The following is a 26,675-nucleotide window of genomic DNA, read 5'->3' as shown; positions in this document are numbered from 1 at the left end:
CGCGCACCGACATCACCCGCCCCAGGAACCGCCCTCTTGCCGAACTCCTCCTCCCAGTCCACCGACGGCTACGACATAGCCTTCAAGATCCTTCTCGGCGCCATCGCCGTCGCCGTGCCACTGTCCAACCTCGCCTGGCTCGGCGGCAATCTCACCGCCTGGGCCACCGCCTCCCACGCCGCCCCCTACCAGCCGGTTCAGGCCCTCCTGCACCCCGACCAGCTGTGGCCGGACCTGAGCGAAACGTCCCTTCTGGTCGGCGCACGCATCCTGCCCGGCGCCGTGCTCGTCGCTCTCGGCATCACTGCCGCGGTGCTCTATAAGCGGCACCGAGGCGGCGGCAGCGGGCGCAAGAAGCGCGTCGCCGGCATGGCCAAGCAGCGGGACATCGAGCCGCTGCTGTCCAAGGCCATCACCGACAAAGCGAGGTCGCTGCGCCCGAGTTTGAAGGACGCCAAGCACATCGCTGCGGCCGACGCCGGCATCCTCCTCGGCAATCTCGAGGGCACGAAGCATGAGGTGCGCATGGGGTACGAGGACGTCGCCGTCGCGATCATGGCACCCCGATCCGGTAAGACGACCAGCTTGGCGATCCCCTCGATCCTGGGTGCGCCCGGTCCGGTCCTGCTCACCTCCAACAAGGCCGCGGGCGACGCCTACACCGCGACCCTCGACGCGCGGGCGGTCGTCGGCCGGACCTGGTCGATGGACCCGCAGCAGATCGCCCACGCGGAACGGGCCATGTGGTGGAACCCCCTGGCCGACGCCAAGACCCTCGACGGGGCCGGGCGGTTGGCCGGCCACTTCCTCGCCGCCTCCGTGGACGCGTCCCAGCAGGGCGACTTCTGGTCCAAGGCCGGGTCCAACATCTTGTCCCAGTTGTTCTTGGCCGCCGCGCTCGACGAGCGGCCGATCACCGACGTGATGGCCTGGCTCGCCTTTCCCGCCGACCGCACCCCGCTCGACATCCTGCGCGACCACAAGTTCGCCGCGGTCGCCGCCCAGCTCAAGGGCACTGTGGAGGGCCCGCCCGAAACCCGGGACGGCATCTATGAGACGGCCCGCCAGTACGCCGCCGCCCTGCTCAACAGCGAGATCGCCGCCTGGGTGACCCCGCAGAAGGACGTGCCCGAGTTCACGCCGTCCACGTTCGTCGCCTCGAAGGACACGCTCTACCTGCTGTCGAAGGACGGCGGAGGAGGAGCCTCGGCCCTCATCGCCGCGTGCGCAGACAGCGTGATGCGAGCCGCGACCGCGCAGGCCGAACGTGCCGGAGGACGCCTCGACCCGCCGATGCTCGCGATTCTCGACGAGGCCGCCAACGTCTGCAAGATCTCCGATCTGCCCGACCTGTACTCGCACTTGGGCTCGCGCGGGATCATCCCGATCACGATCCTGCAGTCCTACCGGCAAGGCCAGAAGGTCTGGGGCGACGCGGGCATGGACGCCATGTGGTCCGCGAGCACCGTCAAGGTCATCGGCTCCGGCATCGACGACCCGGACTTCGCCGACAAGCTCTCCCGCCTCATCGGCGACCACGACGTGGAGACCACCTCCACCTCGGTCTCCGAGTCCGGCAAGTCGACGTCGGTGTCGATGCGTCAGGAACGGATCCTGCCCGCGGACGCGATCCGCGCCCTGCCCAAGGGCACCGCCCTGTGCTTCGCCACCGGCATGCGCGCCGCCATGCTCGAACTGCGCCCCTGGTACCTCGAACCCGGCGCCGACACCCTCGCCTCTTCCTCCGCACGCGCCTCAAAGGCCATCACAGCGCGCGCCGTTGCCAAAGCCGCTCCCTCACGCGACGACTTCGGCCAGGCCGCATGAGACCCGCCATGACATCTCAAGAGCCCGCACCCCTCGATTTCGATCCCGACACGCAGAGGCAGATCACGCTGCTCGCCCGTGCCTGGAGCACCACGCCGAAAGGCGTCTTCGAACGTCTCCTCGCCCACTTCGAGCAATCGACAGCCGAGCACGCCGATGCCCAGCGTGCCCACGCAGCGCTCGCCGCACCACCGCCGCCGATCCCGGTGTACGCCCGGTACGCCGACACCCGCGTCGACGCCCTCTTCGACCCGGCCACCTCGTGCGTCGCGGTTCCCCACGGCCCGGGCGAAGGGACCTACAAGAGTCCCAGCGGCGCTTCGGCTGCCGTCATCCGCGCCCTGCGTCCGGACATCGCGTCGCCGAACCGGACCGGCTGGTCGTTCTGGCGTATCGCCGCCTCCGGTCAGCCCTTGTCCGTCCTGCGCACTCCGGCCCGCCTCAACCTCCACGCGCCCGCGCTACCCGCCCCGGCACCACCCGGCCGGCCGCCAACCGCGCGCCGCTGATCTTGCATCACAACCCCGTGGCTCTCACCAGCCATGTCGAGCCCGCCGGGGTCGGCGACGAAGCCTCCCGCTGCTACCAGGCGTGACGGCCCGTTCGCCCGCGATGCCACGCCGATGTACCAAGCCCCCCTTGCAGCATGCTGTCCCGAGCGTTTGGAGAATCCCGTGTCCTTCGTGGACGTGCCTGACGTGTTCATTGGGTCCACCGATGACGCGCACACGTTCGTCGTCCTCAACCGCCGTCTCCGCAGCGCCGACCGCCTGCTGACCGACGCCGGTTTCATCGCCCGCAAACTAAACGGTCGAACCGTCTACCTGCTCCCGCCCACCCCTTCCGAGGAGGCCAACGAGCGGGCCGGCATAGCGATGTACGGACTTCTGTCCCATACCCACGACCTCGTCGACCTGTCCTGGACCACCCGCCGGAGCCGACAGAGCCCCTGCCCCGAGCCCGACCTCCGCTTCACGCTCAGCGACACCACCCTCACCGCGACCGCCACCACGGACGTGGCCCGTTCCCTCCTGGAACAGCACGGCTTCACGCCCTCGCCCGACGGCTCCTTGTACGAGCCGTCGATGCCGCTGAGCGAGCATGGCCTGCTAGGCGCGGTCGTCCGCGCCGAATCCCACGCCTACGCCCTTGGACTCAATGTCCATGTCGAGCTGGGCATCCCCACCCCCGACGCGATCCCCGCAGCGCCCCAGCGCACTTCGGCCGCCGTCCCCGGCGGCCCGGCCACAGGGCCGGTGCGGCGCCGCACCCACTGACCTCCCGGACCACCGACATTCTTAAGGACCCACCATCGCCATCCGCCAGATCGACCTGCCCGTGCAGGTCGACCACCTCCGTCAGCTCGGCGCCGAGTTCGGCGCCCTGAAGACCAGCGTCAGCACACTGAAGGCGCAGCCGGGCAGCGAGATGCTGAAGCAGCTCGCCCCGAAGATCGCCCAGGTGCACGAGCTGATCGGCCGCACCCTGATGCGGCTGGCCGCCCTCGACGGCAGTCAGTACACCCTCGTACCGGGCAGCCGTCCCGCCCTGGAGGCGCTCAGCTCCGTCGTGGAAGCGGCTTCCGTGGCCGCTCTCGACCTCGCGAGCGCGGTGGCCGACAACCCGCTCGAGGGAACCGTCTTCGCCGGCAGCCCGCCCTTGGACAACTACACCGTGCGCAAAGCCCGGCACGCCGAGGCCGCCCCTCGTCTGGCCAAGGCCCTGGGCGACGCCGCCCACCAACTGGACCTGTGTGCAACCGGCTGCCTCTACACCGCATCGGGAATCATCCGCGACCTCAAGGAACACCCGGAGCACCTGCCGCCGCTTCCGCAGCTGACCTCAGCCCAGTACGCGGCCCTGGAGAAGGTCGCCCAGGGCGGCACCAGTGTCTCCCGGTCTCTGCGGGGCAGCCGGGAGACCGTCCTGGCCGGCGACGGCAGCACCATCCACAGCAAGCCCTTCACCGCTCTCGCGGACAACAAGCTGATCCGCGTCCAGCAGGGGACGTCGCTCTTCGTGAGCCGGAAGGTCACGGTCACCGCCGCCGGACGGCTGGCCCTGGACACCCAGAAACCCGCCCGTACGCCGACAACCGCAAACGCCAACGTGCCCGCTCCCGCTGCCGCCGCGGCCGGGAGGCGGCGGTGAACGGCTTCGTCCCCGTCGACCTCGCGCTCATCTTTCCAGGCCAGCTGGCCGGGGTGGGGGCCAACAAGCACCCCGACGTGCTCGGCCCGCTTGACCACCTTCACCTCGACCTCCGAGTCCGGCAGTCCACGTCCGTCAGCCTGCGGTAGGAACGCATCCTGGCCGCCGACGCCATCCGTGCCCTGCCCAAGGGCACCCCGCCAACGTTCGCCACCGGTATGCGCGCGGCCATGCTCGGCTTGCGACCCCTGGTATCTCGTGCCCAGCGTCGACGCCCTGTCCGCCGCCCCCTTCCGCACGTCCTCGGGCATCACCGAACGCGCCGTCACCGAGGCCGCCCCCGAAGCAGACCGGCTTCGGCACCGCCGCCTGGCCCTCGCCCTCTCTTCCCGCTCAACTCGCCCACGGAGGCGCCCATTCACACCCACGAGCCTGCCGACCTGGACGACATGGAGCCGCACGAAGCCGTGGATGCCGTCATGGCCGACCTGCGCGAGCACCGCATCACTGGTGACGGAAACGGCCTGTTCACCGCCACCCGGCACATCGGCCTGCTCTGCCATCTGGCCGCCAGCATGGCCGCCGACGTCGAGTACCAGCTCGCGCCGAACATCGCCGGTCTCCCTCCGGCCGAGGCCCTGGGGCAGACGACCGGGCACCTGGGACGGGCCATCGCCCACTACACGCAGGCCCTCGCCCCGCTCGTCGCCCTCGCCCGGCCCGGCGCGCAGACCACGCTCCAGAAACAGCTGGATGCTGTCGGCCTGCACAGCCGCCTGCGCGTCCATCTCGACGACGCCGACCAGGCCCTGGCCGTGGCCCGCGCCTGCCTCGGTACGCCCCGCCGTCCCGCGGCACCGAGCACGACCGCCGCCATATCCGTGCCGGCCCCGACCGTACGGCGCCGCTCATGACCACGCCGCCCGCCGAGTCTCTGTTGTTCGACATGCCGCCACCGCTGACGTCCGTCGAGCGGCTGCTCCACCTCGCCGATCAGTACACCCGGCACAACGACGCGCTCGACGTCCTCCTTCACACTACGACGGAACCCGAGCCGCAGGCCCACGCCGACTCCGCGCAGCGCCTGGCGTCCGCCACCCGCATCTCGGTCAAGGCCATCCAGGATGAACGGCTCTACCAGAGCACGGAGTTGACAGAGACGCTCGTGCGGCTGAAACAACTCGCCTTTCTCACTACCTCGTCAGCCGCCTTGAGCCTCCAGTCGGCTCGTGAGCTGACCGCCCCCTGGCACCCGAAGCCGCGGTCGGCTGCGCCGCGAGTCTCGCCGCGGAGACAAGGCGACGTCACTGGTCGACCGCCATCACACCAGATGAACGGCTCACTGCCACCCAGCGCACCGCCCTGGCGCAGATCGCCTGCGGTCATGTCGTGGCCAGCAGCTCCCTGGGGCGGGAGTTCACGCGTTCTAGGGAGCCCAAGGTCCTGATGAGCACGCTGCGGGCCCTGGAGTCGAAGGACCTCGCCGAACGGATCCCGAACTCCGCGCCCGGCGCCTACATCGGCGGCCCTGCCCAAGACCGCGTGCACCTCACGCCAGCAGGCATCACCGCTCTCGCCTCCGTCATCGGACTACCCCCGACAAGGCCAGGAACCGCCCCCGGCACGCCGCCCCGCCCGATCCCCGCAGCCACGCAGGCAACCACCCGAAGCCGTTGAACCGCCGCAGCGCAGGAGCCACCCGGTCAGCCACGCCCCGGGACGCTGCTCTCGCTCAACAGCCGGAGATCAGCGACGCGTTAGCCGCCCCACTCCCAGGCTTCTCGTTCCACGGCCTTCCGCGCCCCACCGCCAACGACTCAGCTCGCCGCACAAGACCCCGCAGATATGTCCGGAGCCGCTCATCGTCCCGTCCGACCTCCCCACTCCGCCACAGCACCCCCACGACTTGCGCGCCCCGACGCCGGCCTTCCAGAGCAGCCCCGACATTTCAGCTGCTGAGCTGTCGGCCATCACGCGTGGCCTGACCTGGCACCAGCGCGCCGCTCTGCGCGTCCTCACCCGCACGCCCAGCCGGATCAGGCAGCGCGCCACCGGCTCGCTCTACGTGGACACCCAGACCTCGGCGCACATCGCGATCGCCACCTGGCACGCCCTGGAACGCAAGGGACTCGCCCACCGTGACCGCGCCGCGCACCCCGCCTCGGCCATTGGCCAACGCCTTGCGCCAACCCCGCTCGGGCTGACCGTCCTCGCCCACATTTCCGGCGTCACCTTCCCGCCCTCTGCGGTCCAGCTCTGGCCGCCGGATCCTCCGAAGCACTTCACAACGGCCCCCGCCGCCCACCGACGCTGACCCCTCCTGCCTCCAGCGTCTCCCGCAAGGAGCCCCTATTTCCACAACCCCTGTCTTCCGGTCCATCTCGCTCGGCGCGGGCGTGCAGTCCAGCGCCATGCTGGCACTGTCCGCTGAGGGAATACTCCCGAAGGTCGACTACGCAATTTTCGCCGATACCGGCTGGGAACCCCGCGCGGTCTATAACCATCTCGACCGTCTCGAACGGGAAATCGCAGCACCTGCAGGAATACCCGTCCTGCGCGTCTCCTCCGGACACATAAGAAAGGACGCCCTAGACCCCGATCACCGGTTTGCCTCGATGCCCCTATATATCCTCAATCAGGACGGAAAGCAGGGCATGACCAGGCGCCAGTGCACCGGTGAATATAAAATCAAGCCTATCAAGAAGAAGGTTCGGGAACTCCTCGGATACCCATACCCGCTGCGCATTCCGAAGGGTGTGTTCGTCGAGCAGTGGGTCGGCATCTCCACCGACGAGTTCCACCGGGCCAAGGACGCAGACGTCAAGTACATGCGCAATCGGCACCCGCTCATCGACCTCAATTGGTCGCGCTCGGATTGCGTCCGCTACCTCACCTCCATCGGCCTGGCGGATACGCCAAAATCGAGTTGTCTGGGCTGCCCATTTCACGGCAACGCTCAGTGGAGGAGTATCCGGGACACCAGCCCTGAGGAATGGGCGGACGTGGTTGCGTTCGATGCGGCCATCCGCCAGGGCAATGCCCGCGCCAACGCCTCCGGGAACCGTCTGCTCGGTGAGGCGTTCCTGCACCGCTCCCGCGTACCGCTCGATCAGGCCCCCATCGATCACGTCACCGCCGCCGAGTGGGCCGCGCGGCAGCAGGCGCTCGACGACCGCTCCGCCGCGGTCGAGGAGCTGGAGAACGGCGTGGTCGACGGCTGTTCCCCCTGGGCCTGCCGGGGTGAAGTCGAGCCGGTGCAGGACGACTTCGGGCTGGCTTCTTGAGACGGATCATCCTCGACCTGTTCGCCGGTCCCGGCGGCTGGAGCCACGCGCTCAATGTTCTCGGCGCGCGGGACATCGGCCTGGAATGGGACGAGTGGGCCTGCAAGACCCGCGCCATGGCCGGGCAGTTGACGATCCGTACCGACGTCGCCCGCTATCCGGTATGGATCTTCTCCGGCCAGGTCCTCGGGCTGATCGCCTCCCCTCCCTGCCAGGCATGGAGCATGGCAGGCAAACGTCTCGGTCTGGTCGACCAGCCGCTCGTCCACCAGGCCGTCGCCGACCTCGCCGCCGGACGCGACACCCGTGAGCAGCTGCTCCACGCGTGCGCGGACGAACGATCTCTCCTCGCCGCCGAACCCATGCGCTACCTCCACGCCCTCAACACCGTGGGCGAGCCCGAGTGGGTGGTCATGGAGGAAGTCCCCGACGTACTGCCGCTGTGGCGGCAGTACGCGGCCATACTGCGCACCTGGGGCTTCTCCGTCTGGACCGGCATCCTCAACGCAGCCGACTACGGCGTCCCACAGACCAGGAAGCGAGCGATCCTGCTCGCCTCCCGCGTACGCACCGCCGAGCCCTCGCCCCCCACCCACGCACAGTTGGCCGAGCCGGAGTCGCTGTTCGGCCCCGGCCGCGCCCGCTGGGTATCCATGGCCGAAGCCCTCGGCTGGGGCGCCACCGACCGGCCCGTGCCCACCGTGTGCGCCGGCGGCGGACCAGGAGGCGGCCCCGAACCCTTCCCCTCCGGCTCGCGTAAGACCCTGGCCGATGCCCGCGACCGGGGCACCTGGACACCTCACCCCGACTCCGAGGTCGTCCTGACCTCCCGCATTCAGGGCCCGGGCTGGGCGGACCGGCCCGGTGCGAACCGCCCCTCGGATGCTCCGGTCCCCAGCTTCACCGCCGAAGCGCACCGCTGGTCATGGTCACTGCGCAGCAACAACCAAACCAACGCCACCGTGCGCCGTGCTGACGAGCCCGCCGGCACTCTGTTCTTCGGCCACCGGGCCAACGAGTGCACTTGGGTCGCCGCCCCCGCCTCCAGTCTTACCGACGGTGAGCAGCGATCGGCGCCAGCCCCGATCAAGATCACCGCCCAGGAAGCGGGCGTGCTGCAGAGCTTCCCCGCCGACTATCCGTGGCAGGGCAACAAGGGCCAGATGTTCTCCCAGATCGGCAACGCCGTCCCCCCGCGCCTGGCCGCCCACCTGCTCGCCCCGCACCTCAACAGGACCTTCAACCCCAACGACTTCACCCTCGCCGCCTGATGCCCCACACCCCTGAACCCGACGAGGACGACGACCTCGACCGCACGCCGGCACCGAAGCCGGTCCACTACGCCGAGCAGGCCCTGCTCGGCGCCCTCCTCCTCGAACCCGCACGGCTTGCCGACACCGAGCCACTGATCGCCCACCACTTCGACAGCCACACCCACGCCGCGCTGTTCACCGCGATCTACACGCTCCCGCAGCCCGACCCCGCCGACCACGCCAAGGACACGGCCTGGCTCAACACAGTGCTGGAACACGCGCGTCCGCACGCTCCCGGCCTCAATGCCTCCTACATCCATGCGCTCATCCAGTTCTGTCCGCAGCCGAAGCACGCTGCGGCGTACGCCAGGATGATCCGCGCCGACAACGCCCGCCGAGTCCTGCGCGGGCACGCTGAGCGCCTCGCGTCCACCGCAACCGACCCGGGCCTGCCCAACCCGGCAGCCTCGACGCTTGGTATGGCCGACGACATCGGCCGCGTCCTGGACTCCCTCGCCGAACAGTTCGCGCCACACCCCGGCCCCTTGCCCCGTACGGCGCTCCCCCCGGATATCCCGCTGCAGGCCAGCGAGGAGGATCTCGCCGAAGAACGCCTCCTCCTCGCGACCGCCACCGCCTACCCGGCGGAGGTCCAGCAGATGCGGTGGCTGACCGAGACGGACTTCCTGCTGCCGCTGCACGCCGCACTCTGGCAGTCCATCACGGCGCTGGTCCACCGCGGCGACATGGTCGACCCGGTCACCGTCCTTGGCGAGGCCCAGCACCGCGGCCTGCTCGCCGGCACCCTCACCCCCAAAGACCTGATGGCACTGGTCTCCACACCCGCCGGCTCACCAGAGCACTGGGGCGAGAAGATCCTTCAGCGCGCTCTCCTCGCCCGTGCCCAGGCGGTCGCCGCACGGATCACCGCCTACACCGACGACCCCGCCAACACCCCCCACCAGCTCATCACCGGCAGCCGACGGGCCCTGGCCGACCTCAGCGCCCTGCGCACCCGCTGGAACCGGGCCACGGCGCCCACCTGCGCCTCCACCGGCGCACCCCCGCGGTCAGCGCCACGTCCCCGTGCCGGACCGCCTCACCGGCCGGCCGTCACCGCAGCGCGCACCCACCGATGACCGCAATCGCCGAGCTGGCATCCACGTCGGGCTAGACACGAAGCGAGCCCACCCAGCCGCCTGCCGGCGGCGGGTACGGTCATCTGACCCCTGTGCACCTCCCGCCGTACAGGAATCCGCGCTGATTCACGACAGGCAAGAGCCATGGAGCTACTCGGCCTAGGATCGGCTGATCAGGTGTTCCAGACGCTCAACCGGAGGATGTCGCCGTGCAGTTCGCGGTTCTTGACCAGCCCGCACCCGAAGACGACGGCGCCTTCGAATACTGGGATGAGGATGCCGACGCCGTGCTCTTCTATGCCCGAGGGGAGGTAGATGGCTGGAGCCATGGAACGGATACGGGCTATCAAACGACCTACATCCTGCGAATCCGGACAGCCACGGGCATCGTAGAAATAGGCACGGTGAAGGTTGGGCACACCTCGATGTATGCGGGCGGAGAACGCTATACACCACTGCCGCAACGCTTCACCCAACTGGACAGGTCCTTCTTCTCCCTGGGCCAATCGGACGAGTATTACCGGAACCTTCACGAGGTAGTCGGCCCTGCCCGTGAAGACGTCCTCCGCGCCCTTCGGGACATTGCGCTCGACGAGGACATCCTCGCGATGGCGATGGACTACGACGTGACTCGCAGCTCGCTGCTTCGATGGGTGAAACTGTCCGCCGTAGAGGGTCAGCTACGACGCATCGCCCGTGGCGGTGTCCGTAAAATGAGCTTCGACGTGGCCTACGAACCCCCCGTTCCCCATGGCGCAGAGCCGGTCCGGCTCCGGTTTCAGGTCGAGCCCGATTCCAATCCGCCAAGCAACGTGCACGCCCTCACCGGCCGCAATGGGGTGGGGAAGTCATTCGTGCTGTCGCATTTGGCGCGCGCCGTCGCGGCAATCGAACCGGAACCGGAACTGCTCGGCCGGGTGATCGAGTACGGCCGTGAAGGTCGCTCCTTCACCAATCTCGTGACCGTGTCCTTCAGCGCCTTCGACGACTTCCCTCTCGTCGAGAGCGACGATAGGTTCATCGCCTCCTATGTGGGCCTGCGAGTCCAAGGCGCTCGCTCACCACGGTTCAAGACCCCCAACGGTCTACGTGGTGACTTTGCCCAAGGGATGCAGGCATGCCTGACCCGGGAACGCGTCGGCCAGTGGCTTGAGGCTCTCCGTATGCTCGACTACCCCGGCAGCGGACTGCTGGAAGAGGGATGGCTGGAGAACTTCGAAAACTCGCCCAGTCGCCGCAGCCGCGAGCGCAAGGCCCGAGCTCTGTTCCGCCAGCTCAGCTCCGGCCACAAGATCGTGCTGCTCACCATGACCCGTCTCATCGAGCACGTCAGCGAACGCACGTTGGTTATCATCGATGAGCCCGAGACTCACCTCCACCCCCCTCTCCTGGCCGCGTTCATGCGTGCCCTCTCCGATCTACTGACCGAGCGCAACGGCCTCGCTGTCGTCGCCACGCACTCGCCAGTGGTGCTCCAGGAGATCCCTGCCCACTGCGTGTGGAAATTGTGGCGTTACGGCGGGCAGCTAGGCGCCGGCCAACCTCGCATCGAGACGTACGGGGAGAACGTCGGTGTCCTGACCCATGAGGTGTTCGGCCTTGAAGTCACCGCAGCAGGATTCCTGCAGGAGCTGCGGCGCCTTGTGAGCGAGGGCTATTCCTACGACGCAGTCCTCGAACGCTTCCACGGCCGACTAGGCAGTGAAGCACAGCTCGTCCTCAGCGCCTTGCTCGGTATTCGTGACGACCTGCGAGGGCAGGGCTGATGCGTCGACTAGAGGCACCAGCGATTGACGCACGTCAATCGTTCACCACATGCATCAGCGGCGCTCGCCCAACTACCAAAGCCCGGCTTGAGGCGTTCGAAGATGCAGTCACCACAGCTAGCCTCGAATACGAGGCAGCAGCGAAGCAGCAGTCCCTGCACACCCTCACCTACATCGCGAGCGAGCCGACCGGACGCCAGGAACGGACATCACTGAAAAGGGTCTACAAAGACCGCATGGTCAAGGAGACCTCACCGGGCCGGCGCATCTACGAAGCGATCAAGGGTGCCACTAATAAGTGCCCTCTGTGTGGAGAGGGTGTCGTGACAACACTCGACCACCACCTCCCCAGTAGTGCATATCCCTTGTTGAGCGTTGTTCCGGTCAATCTTGTTCCCGCATGCCGGGACTGTAATATCGGTAAGGGCGAGACGTGTCCCACCAACGCAACAGAGCAGACTCTGCACCCGTACTTCGATGACTTCTCGCACCATCCATGGCTGACTGCCAGAGTGCGGAGACCCCAAGGAAGACAGCCGATGTCCATGGAGTTCTTCGTCACCCCTCACGCCAACTGGGATGAAACTCTCACCGGACGACTCCGCACCCATTTGAGGGTTTTCGATCTCGACTACCGCTACCGCCAGTTGGTCGCATCACACATCGCGGCCACAAACCACGACCTCAAGACCACTCCTATCAGGGACGTATCCCACTGGCTTTCCCGCAAAGCAGAGGGGTGGGCGCACGAGGGCAATCCCAACACGATGGGAAGCGCGCTGTACCGGGGCCTTGCCGACGACGAGTGGTACGTCAACGGTGGATGGCACGTCCAGGAGGTAGATAAGTAAGGCGAGTTGGCGCAACCAAGCCACTTGCGATACGACGTGGCGATTCCGGTCCGCAGCTCAAGCACACGCTGAGCTGCGGACCGTGGTTCACATCGCTGACAGGCACCTGTGGAGACGGCTACTGCTCGAACCCGAGCCACGGCGTCAGGGCGTCCCAGGCGAGGCTGCACAGCCTCTTCGATCGCTCCGCAACGAAATCAGCCGTCCACTCGTCCTCCCTCTGCGCAACAGCAGCAACCAACGGGAGGTATCGAGACTGCTTGACGATCTCTTGAGCGCCACTGCCCAGGCGCAGTTCCTGTGCTTCAGCGTCGGCCAACATCTTCTCGGCCTCTTCCACTGTGGCGGCGGAGAGCGCCTGGAACATAAGGCGCTTCAGGTGCCAGGACCTGTTGCTCGCCGACGCGTTTTCGACAGCAGGCAGGAGGGTGAGATTGCCGATCCTCTCGATGAGCTCGGGATCCTCGTACAGGTCCTTGTTCCAACCGCCGTTACCCGACAGCGTCTGAGGTGCTACGTGCTCGATCGTAGCGAAAGCAGTGTCATTCCAACGTTCGGGCTCCAGCGTCTCAAGCAAGCCGCTCTTTCCTCGAACGACAAGACCGGGTTCGGAGTTGTCCGGGGTGGAATTCTGCGACGCAGCCAGGAGAAGGAGACGAGTCAACGGCTTCGAGGCTTGGTATACGGGCGTAAGGGACGCCCGCGCAACCCATTGTTCCTTGTCGTGAATCCCCTGTTCCTGCAGCCGCTCTCGCAGATACGACTGCAGTGATTCAACCGGCGGGACCTCTGTGAGATCACCGCCAAATCGAGCAAATCGTGGCGCGTCATCGTCGTTCACACCATGATTCATGAGGGATCGGTAGACACCATCGATTCCCGCTGTCCCGCCGAATGCTCCCCTCCAGAGGGCATAGAACGCTCCGCACGACTGGGCTGCGATCAGGAACTGGCGGGCCGCCAGCTCGACCGTTTCGGTGGGCGCAAGGCGATGCGCCGCGTAGTACCGGGTCAGCAGCCCGACGACGATGTCGTGTCCGCCTTCGCGTAGCGCTGCTAGCGAGATCCCCGCTTGCTGACGCAAGGAAGCATCCTCGCAGGCCGGCACATTCGTCGGCGAGGCCCAAGGTCCTTCGTAGAAGCGCGCCACCTGGGCGAGTCCGGCCAGGACCTTGCGGCGCGCTTCGACATCTGGGTCGGTATCGAAGACACCCCTCAGATAACGACGCTGGTCGTTCAGGCGCTTTGTGAGCTTGGTTCCGTCCTGGAACATGGCGAACGGGAGCAGGATGCTGCTGGTGACGGTCTGGCGCTTATCCGCCGAAGTACTACCTTCTCTATCCAGGTAGGCTTCGATGACATCGAAGTGGCCTTTTGACTCGGACTCCTGCCACTCATCCAAGCCCTCAGCTTGGATGGCGCGAGGCTTGAACGTCTCGATTGCAGTCAGTGGCTGTCCGGTGGTGTTGAGGGCTTCGAACATGTCGAAGCCATAGTCCTCGCGTTTGGCGGTAACCACAGCAACGGTGACTCGATGCAGGAGGTAGTTCGCGAAAACGATGAGCCGAGTGAGTGGCACCTCCTTGGCTTCTTCACCAAGCCTCGCGACAACCGACTCCGGAAACTCGCTGTTAAAGAGGGCGAATTGGAGATTCTGCGACTGCGCTATATCGGCCCCGATCGGCAGGAGAATATCATCTTCCCTCTTGACGCCGCCGTTCACCGCTTTACGCAGCATGGACCTCATTTGCTCCCGCATGCGGTCCAAGTGCTTGTATGCCTCAAGGTCAACGCCATCCGTCTTCTCGGAGTTGATGAGGTCATGCTTGTAGGGCTTCGCAGGATCCTCGCCTCGCCCATAGGCCCCATAAGACTCAAGGTAGTAACCCACGGGTGACCGATAGCGGGCCTCCCCCTTATTGCGGGACCACACGTCGTAGTAGGAGCGAATCATGCGCGGGTAGTAGCGATGCTCGCCGTAGCGCATGTCTTCCTCGAAGCAGTTCGCTAGACGTCCCGTCACATCAAGCGCTTGGTTGTAACACCAGACCGACGGCTCGTCATCGCGTGCCAGCTTCTCCGCCCGAACCCGAATCTCCTCGTGCAGGACCGTCGTCAGCAACAGCAGAGTGGTCATTCGCTGTTGCCCGTCGATGATGGTCATCACCTTGGAAGGGACCTGAGACCTGTATTTCGGCTCAACGGTCGTGTAGTTGATGTCGCGAAGCGCGATGACGGTGCCGAGGAAACAGATCGAGTCCTCGAACTCGGCAAGCTGGTCAAGGCCGTGTGCGACGTCACTGAGGAGACGCCTGATCTTGGGCAGCTCCCAACTGTATGCGCGCTGATACGGCGGAATATAGAGCCCCTGACTGGGCTCGCTGAGGAACTGAGAAACTGACAGCGGTGCCGCATCAAAAATCTCGCGAGTTTCCATATCCCCGATTTCTCTCCGTTACCGTTCGGCACCCGTGGGTGATCCATCACTCATGTTGGCATATGAGTGGTCGACAGAGGTAGCAGGAACGGCGTGCGCCCATCATGCCCCCACATGTGACGTTGCGTCACTCCATCACAGGAAGCCTCGACTTGTCGTGGGCGAGTGGGCCGCGGCCCCTTCAGCAGCCTGGGACAGAGTTCCGCGCGGGGCCGCAACCGCAGGCGCGGCAAGCTTGATTGGAAGTCGGGAAAGCAACAGCGGCCCCAGCTCGAGCTGCTGGGGCCGCTGTGTGTGGTTGCGCGTCAGAGGTGGCAGACGGAGCAGCCGGCCTCGTCGTCGTCTGAGTCGAGTGCGTCGGAAAGAACCTCTAGCAAGGGGCGGTTGGGCTTGATGCGCTTGGCTGCGCGCTCAAGGGCCGCCTCATGCTTGGCCTCGATCTCGTCCTTGCGCTCTATCAGCTCCGGCAGCGACTCGCCCTGAGACCACGTGTAGTTGCGGCCCTTCATGGCGGTGTGTCGGTAGCGGACCTTGTCCTCGTACTCGACGGCGCGGTCGAAGAGGTCTGGGTGGCGTTCCTTGAGGCCGACCCATTCGTGCTTGCGCTGGAAGAAGCAGAAGTAGCAGCCGGAGCGTGTGCGCCACTCGTAGTAGTCGGGCAGGCCGATGCCGGCCTCGTCGAGGATGCGCATGACGCCGTCCTTGTCGATGCCGTCTTCACGGAAGGGGAAAACGGCATCGATGTTCGGCTTGGTGCTGACGTAGCCGAGTCGGTTCTCGTCGGCGCGGATGGCGACATAGGAGATCACCTTGTCGTCGCCTACCCAGTCCTCAAGGGGCTTGATCTTGAGGTTCTTCGTGCACCAGCGCATCTGCGGGCTGGGCAGGGTGCCCTGGTAGACCTCCATCCAGTGGTCGAAGTCCCGGTCGGCGTTCAGTCGCACGATGGACTTGCCGAGGGCGGCCTCCAGGCGGTTGAGGTACTCGTAGGTCTCGGGCAGTTCGGCGCCCGTGTCGCAGAAGAAGTACTCCATCTCCGGGACTCGGTTGCGCATGTAGACGGCGAGCGCTGAGGAGTCTTTGCCGCCGGAGATACCGAGTACGTGCCGGACCTTCTGAGTGTCGGCTCCGTCGGTCATCCCTGTGCCTTCCTTTCACTCGCTGCTGTCGCGGCATCGGTGACGCGCTGGGCGAGGGCCGCGAGCAGGATCCTCGCTCCGTCCGGTCCGAGGGCCTTCTCGGCCTGCTTCAGGACGTCGGAAGCGAGGCTGTTGGCCTCGCTACGAGCCTGTTCCGGCACGTAGATGAGGGTGCGTTGTTCCACGCCGGCGCTGTCTGTCAAGGTCAACAACTGGGCGTCGAGTTTCTCTTCCCGTGCGCGGACCTCTTTCCCGGCGTGATGCAGATGTCCGACGCGGTCAAGAGCGGCGGCCATCGACCGGGCCTTCTGCGGGAAGACCTTGGCCTCGCGGTCGTCCCAGTCGCCGAGCGCGAGGTTGGTCAGGCGTACGACGATGGGCTCGAGCCAGTCGTCGTCTTCCAGGCCGTCACTGAGGACGAAGTCGACGAAGCCCCGCAGTTCCGGGGTCAGCACTGCGCCGGCGAAGCCGCGCAGGCGGGCCGCGAGCTGTGCGCGCAGCTTCGGCAGTTCGGCCGGCAGGCGGAACTCCTTTGCGAGCACTCGTACGACCTCGGCGCGCAACTGGCTGTCGATGGATGCGAGTTCATCGGCCGCCGCCGTGAGTCGTTCGACGTAGGTGTTTGCAGCTTCCGCGTTGGCGCGGGCGCGGGCCGGGATCTCGGGCAGGCCGAGGGCCTTCGGCAACGCGTGGAAGATGAGGTCGTCGGGGTCCTGTGCCCGGACGATCGTCGTGCGTACGGTGCTCGCGTCGGCGGAGATGTTCTTGGTGTTGCGGGCGTACTTGTGCAGGTCGGCGACGCGCGTGATCAGGGCGCTGGCGACGGAGAGGAGGTCAGGGTTGCGCAGGGCCTTGGATCGCGGTGCTTCCACGCCGAGCGAGACCATCAGCTTCTTGATGATGCTGCCGCGCTGGCCGTCCCCTGCCGGTGTGTACTTCACCTCGAAGCGGGCCGCGCTTTTGACCAGGCGTTCGACGGCGTCGATCGTCAGCCGGGGCAGGTAGGTGCCTTCCTCGAACAGGGCGACATCGTGGCGTCGGATGATCAGGGCTGGGAGCAGGAAGACGGGGATCACGCCGGTCTTGAGCCCGTACGGCGGGCTCTTGAGGACACGGACGACCTCTTCCATGCTGACCCGCTCGGTGGCGCCGGACAGTGCCTCGTTCAGGGCGTTCCAGGCGGGCTGGGCGTGTTCGTGGCCCTCGCCGGGCGGGGAGAAGCCGTATGGGAGCAGGCTCTCTTGCTGACTCTCGGCCTGGGCCACCCCGTTTTCGCGGTGGAGGCCGAGGTAGGCCAGGACGCCGCTGTAGATGGCTCGTTCGGCTTTGTACCCGACGAGGCCGAGGTTCTCCTTGGCCGAGGCGGAGAGCATGGCCGTCAGCAGTATGCCGCGCGCCTGGGCGGCTTGGCTGGTCAGGACATGGCGGCCGAGCATCTCGTTGCGGATGTGCGGGGTGTGCGGATACACGGATTCGCAGGCGAGGGAGACCAGACCGCTCAGGCTGCGGGCAGCTAGGCCGGAGGCGGCGGGTTCCTCACCGGGGGCGATGCCGGTGTGCCACAGGCTCCAGGACGCTTCGGAGGACGGCGGGTAGAAGGCGGCCTGCATGAGTTCGAGCAGCTCGGCCTCGGCCTGCACGAGCCTCTCCATGACTTCGCGTCGAGCGACGTGGTCGATGTCCTGCTGGGTACTAAGTTCCTTCAGCGCGACGAGGTAGGTGGCCGTGGTCAGTACGACGCCGGGGTCAGGAGTGGTGCCGACAAGTACGGGCAGGGGCGAGTGGACGGTGGGCCGGTCGGCGTCGGTACCGAGGTGGAAGACGACGAGGCCGTCGGCGGGCTCCTTGAGCTCGTCGGGGGCGGCAACAGTCTTGGTCTCGGGGCCGCTGACCGCGGTGTAGAACACACGCATCATGCCGGTGACCTGGCTGTGGCGGCCGGCCACGAATGCCTGGGGAACCAGGCTGCCGAGCCGGTCGATGACCGCCGCGTCGTCGAAGTGGCTGATGATGTCCTTGAGTCGGCCGTCGATATCGACGTCGGTGCCCTGCCAGACTCGGTATTCGCCACTGAACTCACGGTGGACTAGGAAGCCCCGGCGCACGAGGTCGGCGAGTCGCTCTTCGAGCGCGCTGAAGGCGCCAGGGTCAGCGACCTCGGTCGGATCGTGGAGAGCGAAGTGGATCATCGGGGAGGTGGCGCTGAGTGCCCCGTCGGAGTCGATCAGGTTGAGGACGCCGATGGTCTTCAGTACGTCCTGATCGGCGTCCGGGAGCCCGTTGGCGTCCCGGATGCGCGAGTCGACTTCAATCCACCTGCTGGCGTTGGCAGAGGCAAGCAGGGCGGTGCGCCCGGAGTTGAGGAAGTAGTCCCACAGCTGCGGCAACCGCACCGTGCTCGCACGGTCCGCCTCCGGGTCGCTGTGCCGGGACAGCGAGTGACGGACGGTATTGGGCTCGCCGCTGTTGAGGAAGCCCGACAGGCTGCGGTCGTGCTGGCCGATCTGCGCGGCGAGAATCGGTGCGGCTAGGGCCGTGATGGGGTGCAGCGGGTAGAGGTCGGCGAAGTGGTCGGGGCCGAGCTCGGCGAGAACGCCGAGACCATGCTGCGTCCAGAGGTCCGCGGACGCCTCGGCGGACGCGGTGATCAGGGCCTGCCCAGCCGAGTTAACCGCCGAGCGATCGAGGCGGCGGCGCAGCAGGTGCAGAGAGTCGCCCTGGTGAGGGACGAAAGTGATGTCTTCGAAGCGCCCCTGGATCTTGGCCCATTCGCGGGTCTTGAGTTCGCTGGACCGTGAGGCGTAGTCCATGAACGACAAGTGCTGCAAGGTCATCAGGTAGACGGGCAGACCGTTGGGTCCGGCCGCTCGTTCCGCGAGTTCTTGCAGCAGGAACAGGTCGTGCTGGGCGTCAGCAAACTCATTGTGCCCAGCGAGGTGTTCGAGCGTCTTGCCGAACTCATCGATGACGAGGAGCAGGGGCTGCTGCCCGTCTGATGTCAGAGCCGTGACGGCGCCGAGAATCTCCTTGGCGCCGGCGCGGTCCGGGTCGGCGCACGCCTCCAGGGCGGTGGCGATTACCTTCGGGACGCGCTTGCCCCAGCGTCGCGCCGCCGCCGTATGCAGAGCACGGGAAAGGGTGGCGACGACGGATTCGCGGCGCGCGGTGGCCACGCCGCCGAGAAACCCCTCGGGCGCAAGGGCGTCGCGTGCTGCGGCGACGCGCTGGGCAAGGGCAGGGCTGGCCTCTTCGAGGATGCGCTCGGCCTCGTCACGCCGCTTGGCATCCCGCCCCAGCAGCGCATCGATGAAGTTGGACAGCGTGGACTTGCCGGATCCGTAGGGGCCGGTGAACGACCAGGCCCGTGTCCGGCGTTGGTCGGCTAGCGCGCTCGCGATGCGTTCCAGAACGTCGACGGCACGGGCGCCGACATACGGGTCGTGGAGGACATCCTCGACGTCTCGCTCCAGGTTGGTCGAGCGCATCTGGGAGCCCACGAGTTCGATGCCTGCGGGGAACTGCGGGGCGTCGCTCGCCGGGCTGTCTGGGGTCCGCGTGGGGGTTGCGGCGGTCACGCGGCAGTCTCCTCGTCAAAGAGCTTCTCGGTGGCCTCGGAGGTGTCCGTGGCCTTCGTGTCGAGTTCCCTCTGCTCGGCCTCGGCGAGCTGGGGGAACGTAGAGGCCCACTCCTCACGGGTGGGGAAGCCGGGGCGTCGGGTGACGAAGTCGTATTGCTCGTCGAGGACTTCCCAGGCCAGAGCGAAGGGGTCGGCCGTGAAGGCGAGGCTGCGCTGTCCCACTGCCTCGGTCAGGTTGAGGTGCGGGTGGTCGGCGGCGACCTTCTGCAGTGCACTGACGATCTCGTTTTCCCGGACGCGGAAGGCGCGCCCTGGGGAGCCCGGCTCGTTGGCGAGGCGGGCCACGGAGATCGAGTTGGCCTGGCGGGAGAACTTGGCGGCGTAGTCGAGGCAGGCGTAGGCCAGGACCCGGGCCGGCAGCGAGGTGCGGTGCCCGCTGGTGAACTGCCACTCGGGCTTGCCGCGGGTTCCGACGAAGGTGAGGAGGTCAAGGTCTCGGAAGGGGCAGGCGAGCAGGTCCTCGTAGCTGCCCGGCGAGCCGGCCTTCTCTGGGGCGCTGCGCGCGTACATCTTGGTAAGGCAGTCGACGTCACGGACGATCGACGCCTCTTCCGGGCTCTTGTCGTAGGAGAAGTTCACGTGCCGGGTGACCACCTGCGTCATGTCCGCGGTCGTGAACCGGGAAAACGGCGCGAGGTGGAAGGCTGTGTACCAGGTCGGCGCGTGGCTCTTGGCGCCGGGACGGGAAGAGATCAGCCACCAGTGCAGCAGCCACAGACTGCCGTTCTCCTCCAGGTACGGGTCCGCTCCGTCCTCGTCCAGAAGCCATCGTGCTTCCCAGGTGGGGTAGGAGAACTTGGCCTGTGTGCCCTTCGTCGGATTGCACTCCCGGGTCAACTTGAACGCGCGCGACCAGTAGCGCATGGCGTTGACCATGTTCTTGCCCACTCCGAACAACACCGGCGCGCCGTCCGCGAGGAACGCGCCCTGCTCCTGTTTGACCTGCATGTACGCCTTGTGCAGCCAGCCGAAGCGGGGCGCGAACGTTTCGTGTCGCGCGAAGGAAAAAAGGGCGGCTTCCCCAAGCCGGCTGTCTGACATCCGGGACCTCTCTGTGTCCAATGCGATTGCTCTGACGAAGTTGGTAAACGGGTAACGGTCAGCGGGGATCGTCGGCTTCGGCCAGCGCGGCTCGAACCTGCGTCACGGCGCGTTTGACGGCCTGCGCGGCGTGCTCGATCTCGGCATCCGTGGTCGCGTAGCCCAGCGAGAAGCGGATCGTGCTGTCGGCGTCCGCCCGGGACAGCCCCATCGCCAGGAGCACGTGGCTCGGCGTGGGAGCGCCGGACGCGCACGCGCTGCCCTCCGAGGCAGCGACGTCGGGCATGGCCGCCAGGACCGCGTCCGCAGGCACTCCAGGGAAAGTAATACTCGTCACGCCGGGCAGGCGCTGATCGCGCCGGCCGTTGATACGGCAGCCGGGCAGGGCGCCGGTGACCAGGTGTTCGAGGCGGTCACGCATGGCTGCGACCCGCTCGGCCTCCTCCCCGAGGCCGCGCGACGCGGCGTCGGCGGCTGCTCCCATGCCGATGATCCCAGCCACATTCAGTGTGCCTGCGCGCCAGCCCCGCTCCTGTCCACCGCCCACGAGGAGCGGCCGGTGCGGGAGTGGGGATCCACGCCGTACATACAGGGCACCGACTCCCTGCGGTCCGCCAAACTTGTGGGCCGACAGCGACAAGAGGTCGACGTCGAGTTCAGCGACATCCACGGGGAGGCGGCCGATGATCTGTGTGGCGTCCGTGTGGACGAGTGCGCCGGCTTCACGGGCCGCCTTGGCCACGATGCGGAGGTCGGTGAGGACACCGGTCTCGTTGTTCGCCGCCATCAGGGAGACCACTCCCCCACTGCGCGCGGCGAAGACCTGTTCCAGGGCGCCGAGATCCACCAGGCCGTCGCCGCCGACCGGCAGGAGCACGAGATCCTCGGAGCTCCCGGCGGTGACCGCGCGGGCCGTCTCCAGCACCGCCGGATGTTCAACAGGGCTTGTGACCAGGGGACTTCCGGCGGTGAACGCGGCTCGGAGGGCCAGATTGTTCGCTTCGGTCGCCCCGGAGGTGAAGATGATCTCGCCGGGCGAGCAGCCGAGGAGGTCAGCCACCTGCCGACGGGCGACATCGACCCGATGAGCCGCCTGCCGTCCGGGTTGATGCATGCTTGAGGCGTTGCCGACCGATTGCATGGCCTCGACGACAGACGCGAGAGCCTCGGGCCGGATCGGAGCGGTGGCATTGTAGTCAAAATAGGACGCAACCGGCCCATTCGGCTCGCTCATCGTCTGCCACCCCGCCTCGCTCGTGTCGCACACCAATGTACTGCTGGTGGAAACCTCGCCCCGCATCCGGGGTTCCACCAGTAGCTCGCCGTGATCCTAGTCGCGAGCCGAGATCCACTCTTTGAATCACTCGAAGGCGTGGTGTCGCAAGCCATTTACCGAATGAATGTTCTATATCGGGTGCCTCACGCGCAAGCCGCATGCTGAAAGATCTGTTTCGCGGCCGGGAAGTCGGGCAGCTGTGTGGCCAATTGCCGTCCCTCGCTGGGCTTTTAGTCTGATGGTGCTCCTGTTGTCAGTGGTCCCGTTTAGTGTGGTCCGCACGCTGCAACGCCGCAGTATCTGCAGGTTGAAGCGCTGCTTGGTGTGCGTCGAGCTGGGGGAGGAACTTCACGATGATGGTCGGTCCTGTGCGAGCGGCTCACGGCTTGCCGTCAGCCGCATCGGTCAGGTGAGGCTGTGACGACGTGGTCACCGGGAATGCCCTTCGAGGCAGTCCTGGCAAACGCCCCCATGGACTACATCCGCCGGCACCTCGGCAAAGAGCTGTGCGGCCTTCTCGACCTCATCGAAGGAGGCACGGCGGGTGATGAGCGGTTACGAGCCGTCGCCGCGATCGCGATCGACGCCGAGCTCCTGGTCGCGGACGAGGACGAGCGCGCGGTACTGCTCGACCACGTTTCCGGGCCCAAGCAGGCGGAACTGGCGCAACGGCTCGGGTCGCTGGGTGCCGAGCAACCGCTGGAGTACCTGCAGGCGCTGAAGTGGACTGCTGACGAGCGCAGAGAGCTTCTGGAGTTCTTCGGCTTCACGGTCGAGCGCGTACAGCCTCAGGTCCCCTCCTTCAAGCGAGAGACGGCACCTGACTACGCCCTGTTCCCCCATCAGCTCCGCGCGGCGCGCCGGGTCAAGGAGTTGCTGTACGACGGCCCCCGCCGGGCCGTGCTCCATCTGCCGACGGGCGTGGGCAAGACGCGGACCGGCATGAGCATGATCTGCGACCACCTGCGGCAGCACGGGCCCTCCCTGGTGGTGTGGCTGGCCCACGGGCAGGAGCTGCTGGAGCAGGCCGCGGCCGAGTTCGAGCGCGCCTGGAGCAAGGTCGGCGACCGACCCCTGCCGGTCCTCCGCGTGTGGGGCAGTGCTTCCCCGGACCTTGCGGACGTGACCGACGGACTGGTCGTCCTCGGGCTGGAAAAGGCGGTCTCAACCGCCAAGTCGGACCCGCAGTTCCTGCGTACGCTGGCCGCCCGCAGCACTCTGACCGTGTTCGACGAGGCCCATCAGATCATCGCCCCCACGTTTCAGGGCGTAGTGGACGACCTGACGGTACGTCACGACTCCAGCTTGCTGGGCCTCACCGCGACCCCGGGCCGCACATGGGCGGACATCGCCAAGGACGAAGAACTCGCCGACTTCTTCTCCCGCCAGAAAGTGATGCTGGAGATCGAGGGCTACACGAATCCGGTGACAGCCCTTATCGACCAGGGCTACCTGGCCAAACCGATCATGCGCACGGTGGCCGCGGAAGCCGGCATGCAGCTGTCGGCCCGGGATCAGCAGAGCCTGGCGCGAGCGTTCGAGATCCCGGACAGCATCATCGCCGAGCTCGCGAAGGACGAGCAGTGGAACCTCAAGGTCGTCCAAACGATCATGGAGCTGCTTGAGAAGCAGCACCGCCGCATCCTCGTGTTCGCGGCATCGGTGCAGCACTGCCGACTCATCGCTTCCGTGCTGTCCGCGGCCGGCCTCGACGCGGTATTCGTGACCGGCGAGTCCTCGCCTCGGCACCGCAGCGACGCCATCCGTCGCTTCAAGAGCGCGGCCCGGAAGCCCATGATCCTGTGCAACTTCGGAGTCCTGACCACGGGCTTCGACGCGCCCGCAGCCAGCGCCGCCGTCATCGCTCGGCCGACCAAGTCCCTGGTGCTCTACAGCCAGATGGTCGGCCGGGTCATCCGCGGCCCCAAGGCCGGCGGAACCGAGACCTGCGAGATCGTCACCGTCGTCGACCCGGCGCTCCCCGGGTTCGGCGACGTCGCCGAAGCATTCACCAACTGGGAAGACGTATGGGAGACAGCGTGACCGGCGAAGGAAACAACTACCGGATCGTCAGCCCTTCGCTGACCGTCAAGGCCATGCGCGACAGCGGCTACAAGAACACCGCCTACGCGCTCGCCGAGCTGATCGACAACAGCATCGACGCGGAAGCCACGCTGGTGCAGGTCTTTGCCTGCGAGAGCCCCATCGAGGGTGTCGCCCAGACCAGGTACCGGGTGGACAAGATCGCCGTCCTCGACGACGGCAAGGGCATGGACAGCGAACTCCTGCGCCGAGCTCTGAAGTACGGAGACGGTCTCGGCGACGACCGCAGCCGAATCGGCCGCTTCGGCATGGGTCTGCCCAACTCCAGCATGTCCCAGTGCACCAAGGTCGAGGTCTGGTCGTGGAAGAACGGCCCCGCGAACGCCCTGTACACCTATCTTGACCTGGACGAGATCACCAGCGGGCAGGATGAGGTTCCCGACCCCGTCCCTCGCCGTGTTCCGGAGGACTGGGACGACCTCAGCGAGGTACCCCTGGGCACCAGCGGCACCCTCGTCGTCTGGACGAACCTGGATCGCGTCAAGTGGCACAGTGCCGGCGCCACCCTGCGCAACACCGCCGAGCTGATCGGACGTGTGTACCGGCACTACCTGCACGACGGCTCCGTGGACATCAAGATGGCGCCCGTTCGCGACGGGAAGGTCATCGAGAAGGTCAACGAAGGGGACAACGGCGCCTACTACGCCGAACCCAATGACCCTCTTTACCTCATGGCGAAGACCGGAACGCCCGCGCCGTTCAGCAGCACCCCCATGTTCGAGCCCTTCCACATGGGCAACGAGGCGGAGCCCGGGGTCTACCGCTATCCCATCACGGTCGATGGCACACAGCACACCGTAACGGTGCGGGCATCCATCGCCCGGCCTGAAGCCCGCCGTTCCGATGTCTCCGGCCATCCGTGGCCCGACACGGCCAACCCGAACCGGGACGCTGGTGCCCAGAAGTGGGGACAGCACGCCCGTCGGAACATCGGCGTCTCTCTGGTCCGAAAGGGCCGCGAGCTCGACCTCGATACCTCGTGGGCGATCGGCTACGACCCCGTGGAGCGGTGGTGGGGCGTCGAGGTGGACTTCCCGCCCGAGCTCGACGAGGTGTTCGGCGTCACCAACAACAAGCAGACCGCCGTCGTGTTCTCCTCCCTCGCCGACTTCGACTGGTCGGCTGAACAGGACCCCGACGAGACCCCCAAGCAGTTCAAGGACCGCCTGCGGGAACTCGGCGACCCCCGGCTGCCGCTGATCGACCTCGCCCAGTACCTCAAGGGTCTCCTGGGCAAAATGCGCAAGAAGCTGAAGCAGCAGACGCTGGGCGGCCGGAAGGGCAAGAAGCGGTACGACCAGGACGTCACCTCCAAGGCCACGGACGCCGTCAAGCGCCGGCAGGAAGACGGATACACCGGTACGACCGACCTCCTCGCCGAGGAGGCGACGGACGCCGACAGGCGCCAGGAGCAGCTGACCGCGCTGACCGAGCGACACCACGTCGACGAGGACACCGCCCAGACCCTGGTCGACGAGGCCATGGAGAACGACTGGCGCGTCCGCTGGATCTCCAGCCCCCAGGACTCATCCGCCTTTTTCAACATCGACCTGCTCGCCGGCATGCTCCAGGTGTCCTTCAACACCGAACACCCCCTGCACAGCAAGCTCATGGCCGTCCTTGAGGACGTGCCCGAGGACGCGAACGACGCAGAGCTCCGCCAGCGGCTCGCCCGTGCGACGGAGACCTTCAAGCTGCTCATCTTCTCCTGGGCACGGATGGAGGACGAGATCCCCAACAAGAAAGCGCGCCGGGTCATCGCGGATGCCCGAAGCGACTGGGGCCGGTACGCCCGTGACTTCATCGAGGACGGGAGCGAAGAAGAGTGACGCAGCCGGACCATGTCTGGCAGCAGATCGCGGACATGATGAAGGACGCCGCCGAGGAAGTGGTCATCATCGCCCCCTTCATCAAGAAGGCGATCTTCGAGGAGACCATCGCCGCGGTGCCCTCCTCCGTCCAGAAGATCACGTGCGTCACGCGCTGGACCCCGGCGGAGGTAGCCGCCGGGGTCTCTGACCCGGAGATCATCGAAGCTGCCCAGAGCGATGAACGCCTTTCCATTGCCTTGTGTCCGTCCCTCCACGCCAAGCTCTACCGTGCCGACGGACGCTGTCTGGTCGGCTCCGCCAACCTGACCGGCAAAGCCACCGGACGCGTACCGAACGCCAACGTGGAACTCCTGCTGGAGGTGCCGATCGACCACCCCGAAGTACAGCGCGTCCTCGACCAGATCAACGCCCGCTCGACCATAGCCACACTCCACACGGCAGCCCTCGTACGGGAGCAGGCTGAACTCCTGAGAAGCGAGCGCGTTACTCCGCCGTCCGAGGACGAAGTAGCGCCGTACTGGTTCCCGGAGACAAGGAGACCGGAGAACGTCTACGCCCTCTACAGCGGGCGGCAGCGGTTCACCTCGCTGGTCGAGGCCGGCATCGTGCGGGACCTGGCCATGCTCGATGTTCCCGCCGGCCTCTCTGAAGACGCCTTCAACGCTGAGGTCGAGGCCCGCCTGCATGCGATCCCAGAACTCGGTCAGCTGACCGCAGAACAGCGCCTCAGCAACATCGAGCTGCAGCGAGCCATCGCCGAGCGGACAGGAGACACAGAGGAGCAGGCGCGCAGAACGACCGAGACGCTCGCGGCCTGGCTCCAGCACTTCGGCCGGTACTACACCGAAGTGGGCTCGTGGGAGCTGCGACCCGGCATAGAGCACGCCTAAGATCACAGCCACGGCGTGGCCTGCCAGCACACCGCCGACGAACACGAGC

At 66.7% G+C, this 26,675-nt stretch carries 20 protein-coding genes and 1 pseudogene; 16 read left to right on the top strand and 5 right to left on the bottom strand.

The window, feature by feature from the left end:
* The first annotated feature begins 36 nt into the window (after positions 1-36).
* The 13 genes and pseudogenes from ACWC1K_RS26070 to ACWC1K_RS26010 all read left to right on the top strand — a co-directional run bounded on the left by ACWC1K_RS26070 (position 37) and on the right by ACWC1K_RS26010 (position 12,271).
* On the top strand, positions 37-1,827 hold the full coding sequence (locus ACWC1K_RS26070; RefSeq protein WP_450834683.1) for a type IV secretory system conjugative DNA transfer family protein: 1,791 nt from the start codon (positions 37-39) through the stop codon (positions 1,825-1,827).
* Between the two features lie 8 nt (positions 1,828-1,835).
* The gene (locus tag ACWC1K_RS26065) at positions 1,836-2,336 is read left to right on the top strand and encodes a hypothetical protein (protein ID WP_450834681.1); all 501 of its coding nucleotides are present in this window, start codon (positions 1,836-1,838) and stop codon (positions 2,334-2,336) included.
* A 165-nt stretch (positions 2,337-2,501) separates the two neighbouring features.
* Positions 2,502-3,104 carry a hypothetical protein gene (locus ACWC1K_RS26060; RefSeq protein WP_450834679.1) on the top strand — a complete coding sequence of 201 codons (603 nt, stop codon included), beginning with the start codon at positions 2,502-2,504 and terminating at the stop codon, positions 3,102-3,104.
* Positions 3,105-3,165: 61 nt separating this feature from the next.
* Complete coding sequence (locus ACWC1K_RS26055; protein ID WP_450834677.1) at positions 3,166-3,978, top strand: hypothetical protein; 813 nt, start codon at positions 3,166-3,168, stop codon at positions 3,976-3,978.
* Positions 3,979-4,071: 93 nt separating this feature from the next.
* Positions 4,072-4,348, top strand: a pseudogene (locus ACWC1K_RS26050) (hypothetical protein); the annotation flags it as partial.
* 79 nt (positions 4,349-4,427) lie between these two features.
* A complete protein-coding gene (locus ACWC1K_RS26045) occupies positions 4,428-4,892 on the top strand; it encodes a hypothetical protein (RefSeq protein WP_450834675.1) in 465 nt (154 codons plus the stop codon).
* A gap of 475 nt (positions 4,893-5,367) precedes the next feature.
* Entirely contained in the window at positions 5,368-5,655 is a 288-nt protein-coding gene (locus tag ACWC1K_RS26040; protein WP_450834673.1) for a hypothetical protein, read from the top strand.
* 229 nt (positions 5,656-5,884) lie between these two features.
* Positions 5,885-6,292 (top strand): hypothetical protein, encoded by a 408-nt coding sequence (locus ACWC1K_RS26035; RefSeq protein WP_450834672.1) that lies wholly within the window; start codon positions 5,885-5,887, stop codon positions 6,290-6,292.
* Between the two features lie 97 nt (positions 6,293-6,389).
* Positions 6,390-7,262 (top strand): hypothetical protein, encoded by an 873-nt coding sequence (locus tag ACWC1K_RS26030; protein ID WP_450834670.1) that lies wholly within the window; start codon positions 6,390-6,392, stop codon positions 7,260-7,262.
* A gap of 5 nt (positions 7,263-7,267) precedes the next feature.
* Positions 7,268-8,533: a DNA cytosine methyltransferase gene (locus ACWC1K_RS26025; protein ID WP_450834789.1), complete on the top strand. Its 1,266-nt coding sequence runs from the start codon at positions 7,268-7,270 to the stop codon at positions 8,531-8,533.
* Positions 8,533-9,654: a DnaB-like helicase N-terminal domain-containing protein gene (locus tag ACWC1K_RS26020; protein ID WP_450834669.1), complete on the top strand. Its 1,122-nt coding sequence runs from the start codon at positions 8,533-8,535 to the stop codon at positions 9,652-9,654. The genes ACWC1K_RS26025 and ACWC1K_RS26020 overlap by 1 nt, the downstream gene beginning before the upstream one ends.
* A gap of 209 nt (positions 9,655-9,863) precedes the next feature.
* Positions 9,864-11,420, top strand: a complete 1,557-nt coding sequence (locus ACWC1K_RS26015) for an AAA family ATPase (RefSeq protein ID WP_450834667.1) — start codon at positions 9,864-9,866, stop codon at positions 11,418-11,420.
* Positions 11,421-11,656: 236 nt separating this feature from the next.
* Complete coding sequence (locus tag ACWC1K_RS26010) at positions 11,657-12,271, top strand: hypothetical protein (protein ID WP_450834665.1); 615 nt, start codon at positions 11,657-11,659, stop codon at positions 12,269-12,271.
* 118 nt (positions 12,272-12,389) lie between these two features.
* Here ACWC1K_RS26010 and ACWC1K_RS26005 read toward each other — a convergent pair whose 3' ends face one another.
* From ACWC1K_RS26005 to ACWC1K_RS25985, 5 genes are all read right to left on the bottom strand, one after another.
* Positions 12,390-14,708, bottom strand: a complete 2,319-nt coding sequence (locus tag ACWC1K_RS26005) for a DUF262 domain-containing protein (protein WP_450834663.1) — start codon at positions 14,706-14,708, stop codon at positions 12,390-12,392.
* Between the two features lie 305 nt (positions 14,709-15,013).
* On the bottom strand, positions 15,014-15,847 hold the full coding sequence (locus ACWC1K_RS26000; RefSeq protein ID WP_383612889.1) for a phosphoadenosine phosphosulfate reductase domain-containing protein: 834 nt from the start codon (positions 15,845-15,847) through the stop codon (positions 15,014-15,016).
* Positions 15,844-19,422, bottom strand: a complete 3,579-nt coding sequence (locus ACWC1K_RS25995) for an ATP-binding protein (RefSeq protein ID WP_450834661.1) — start codon at positions 19,420-19,422, stop codon at positions 15,844-15,846. The genes ACWC1K_RS26000 and ACWC1K_RS25995 overlap by 4 nt, the downstream gene beginning before the upstream one ends.
* On the bottom strand, positions 19,419-20,525 hold the full coding sequence (locus ACWC1K_RS25990; protein WP_450834659.1) for a DUF4007 family protein: 1,107 nt from the start codon (positions 20,523-20,525) through the stop codon (positions 19,419-19,421). Before ACWC1K_RS25990 ends, ACWC1K_RS25995 begins: the two co-directional genes overlap by 4 nt.
* 58 nt (positions 20,526-20,583) lie before the next feature.
* Complete coding sequence (locus ACWC1K_RS25985) at positions 20,584-21,837, bottom strand: cysteine desulfurase family protein (RefSeq protein WP_450834657.1); 1,254 nt, start codon at positions 21,835-21,837, stop codon at positions 20,584-20,586.
* A 402-nt stretch (positions 21,838-22,239) separates the two neighbouring features.
* Between ACWC1K_RS25985 and ACWC1K_RS25980 the strand changes: the two genes are divergently transcribed.
* The 3 genes from ACWC1K_RS25980 to ACWC1K_RS25970 are packed head-to-tail and all read left to right on the top strand — an operon-like array spanning position 22,240 to position 26,626.
* The gene (locus ACWC1K_RS25980) at positions 22,240-23,844 is read left to right on the top strand and encodes a DEAD/DEAH box helicase (RefSeq protein WP_450834655.1); all 1,605 of its coding nucleotides are present in this window, start codon (positions 22,240-22,242) and stop codon (positions 23,842-23,844) included.
* Complete coding sequence (locus tag ACWC1K_RS25975; RefSeq protein ID WP_450834653.1) at positions 23,841-25,733, top strand: ATP-binding protein; 1,893 nt, start codon at positions 23,841-23,843, stop codon at positions 25,731-25,733. The genes ACWC1K_RS25980 and ACWC1K_RS25975 overlap by 4 nt, the downstream gene beginning before the upstream one ends.
* Positions 25,730-26,626, top strand: a complete 897-nt coding sequence (locus ACWC1K_RS25970; protein WP_450834651.1) for a phospholipase D family protein — start codon at positions 25,730-25,732, stop codon at positions 26,624-26,626. The genes ACWC1K_RS25975 and ACWC1K_RS25970 overlap by 4 nt, the downstream gene beginning before the upstream one ends.
* The last annotated feature ends 49 nt before the right edge of the window (positions 26,627-26,675 follow it).

It is taken from the genome of Streptomyces sp. NPDC001492 (assembly GCF_053597275.1).
This window is presented reverse-complemented; position numbering and strand designations above follow the sequence as displayed.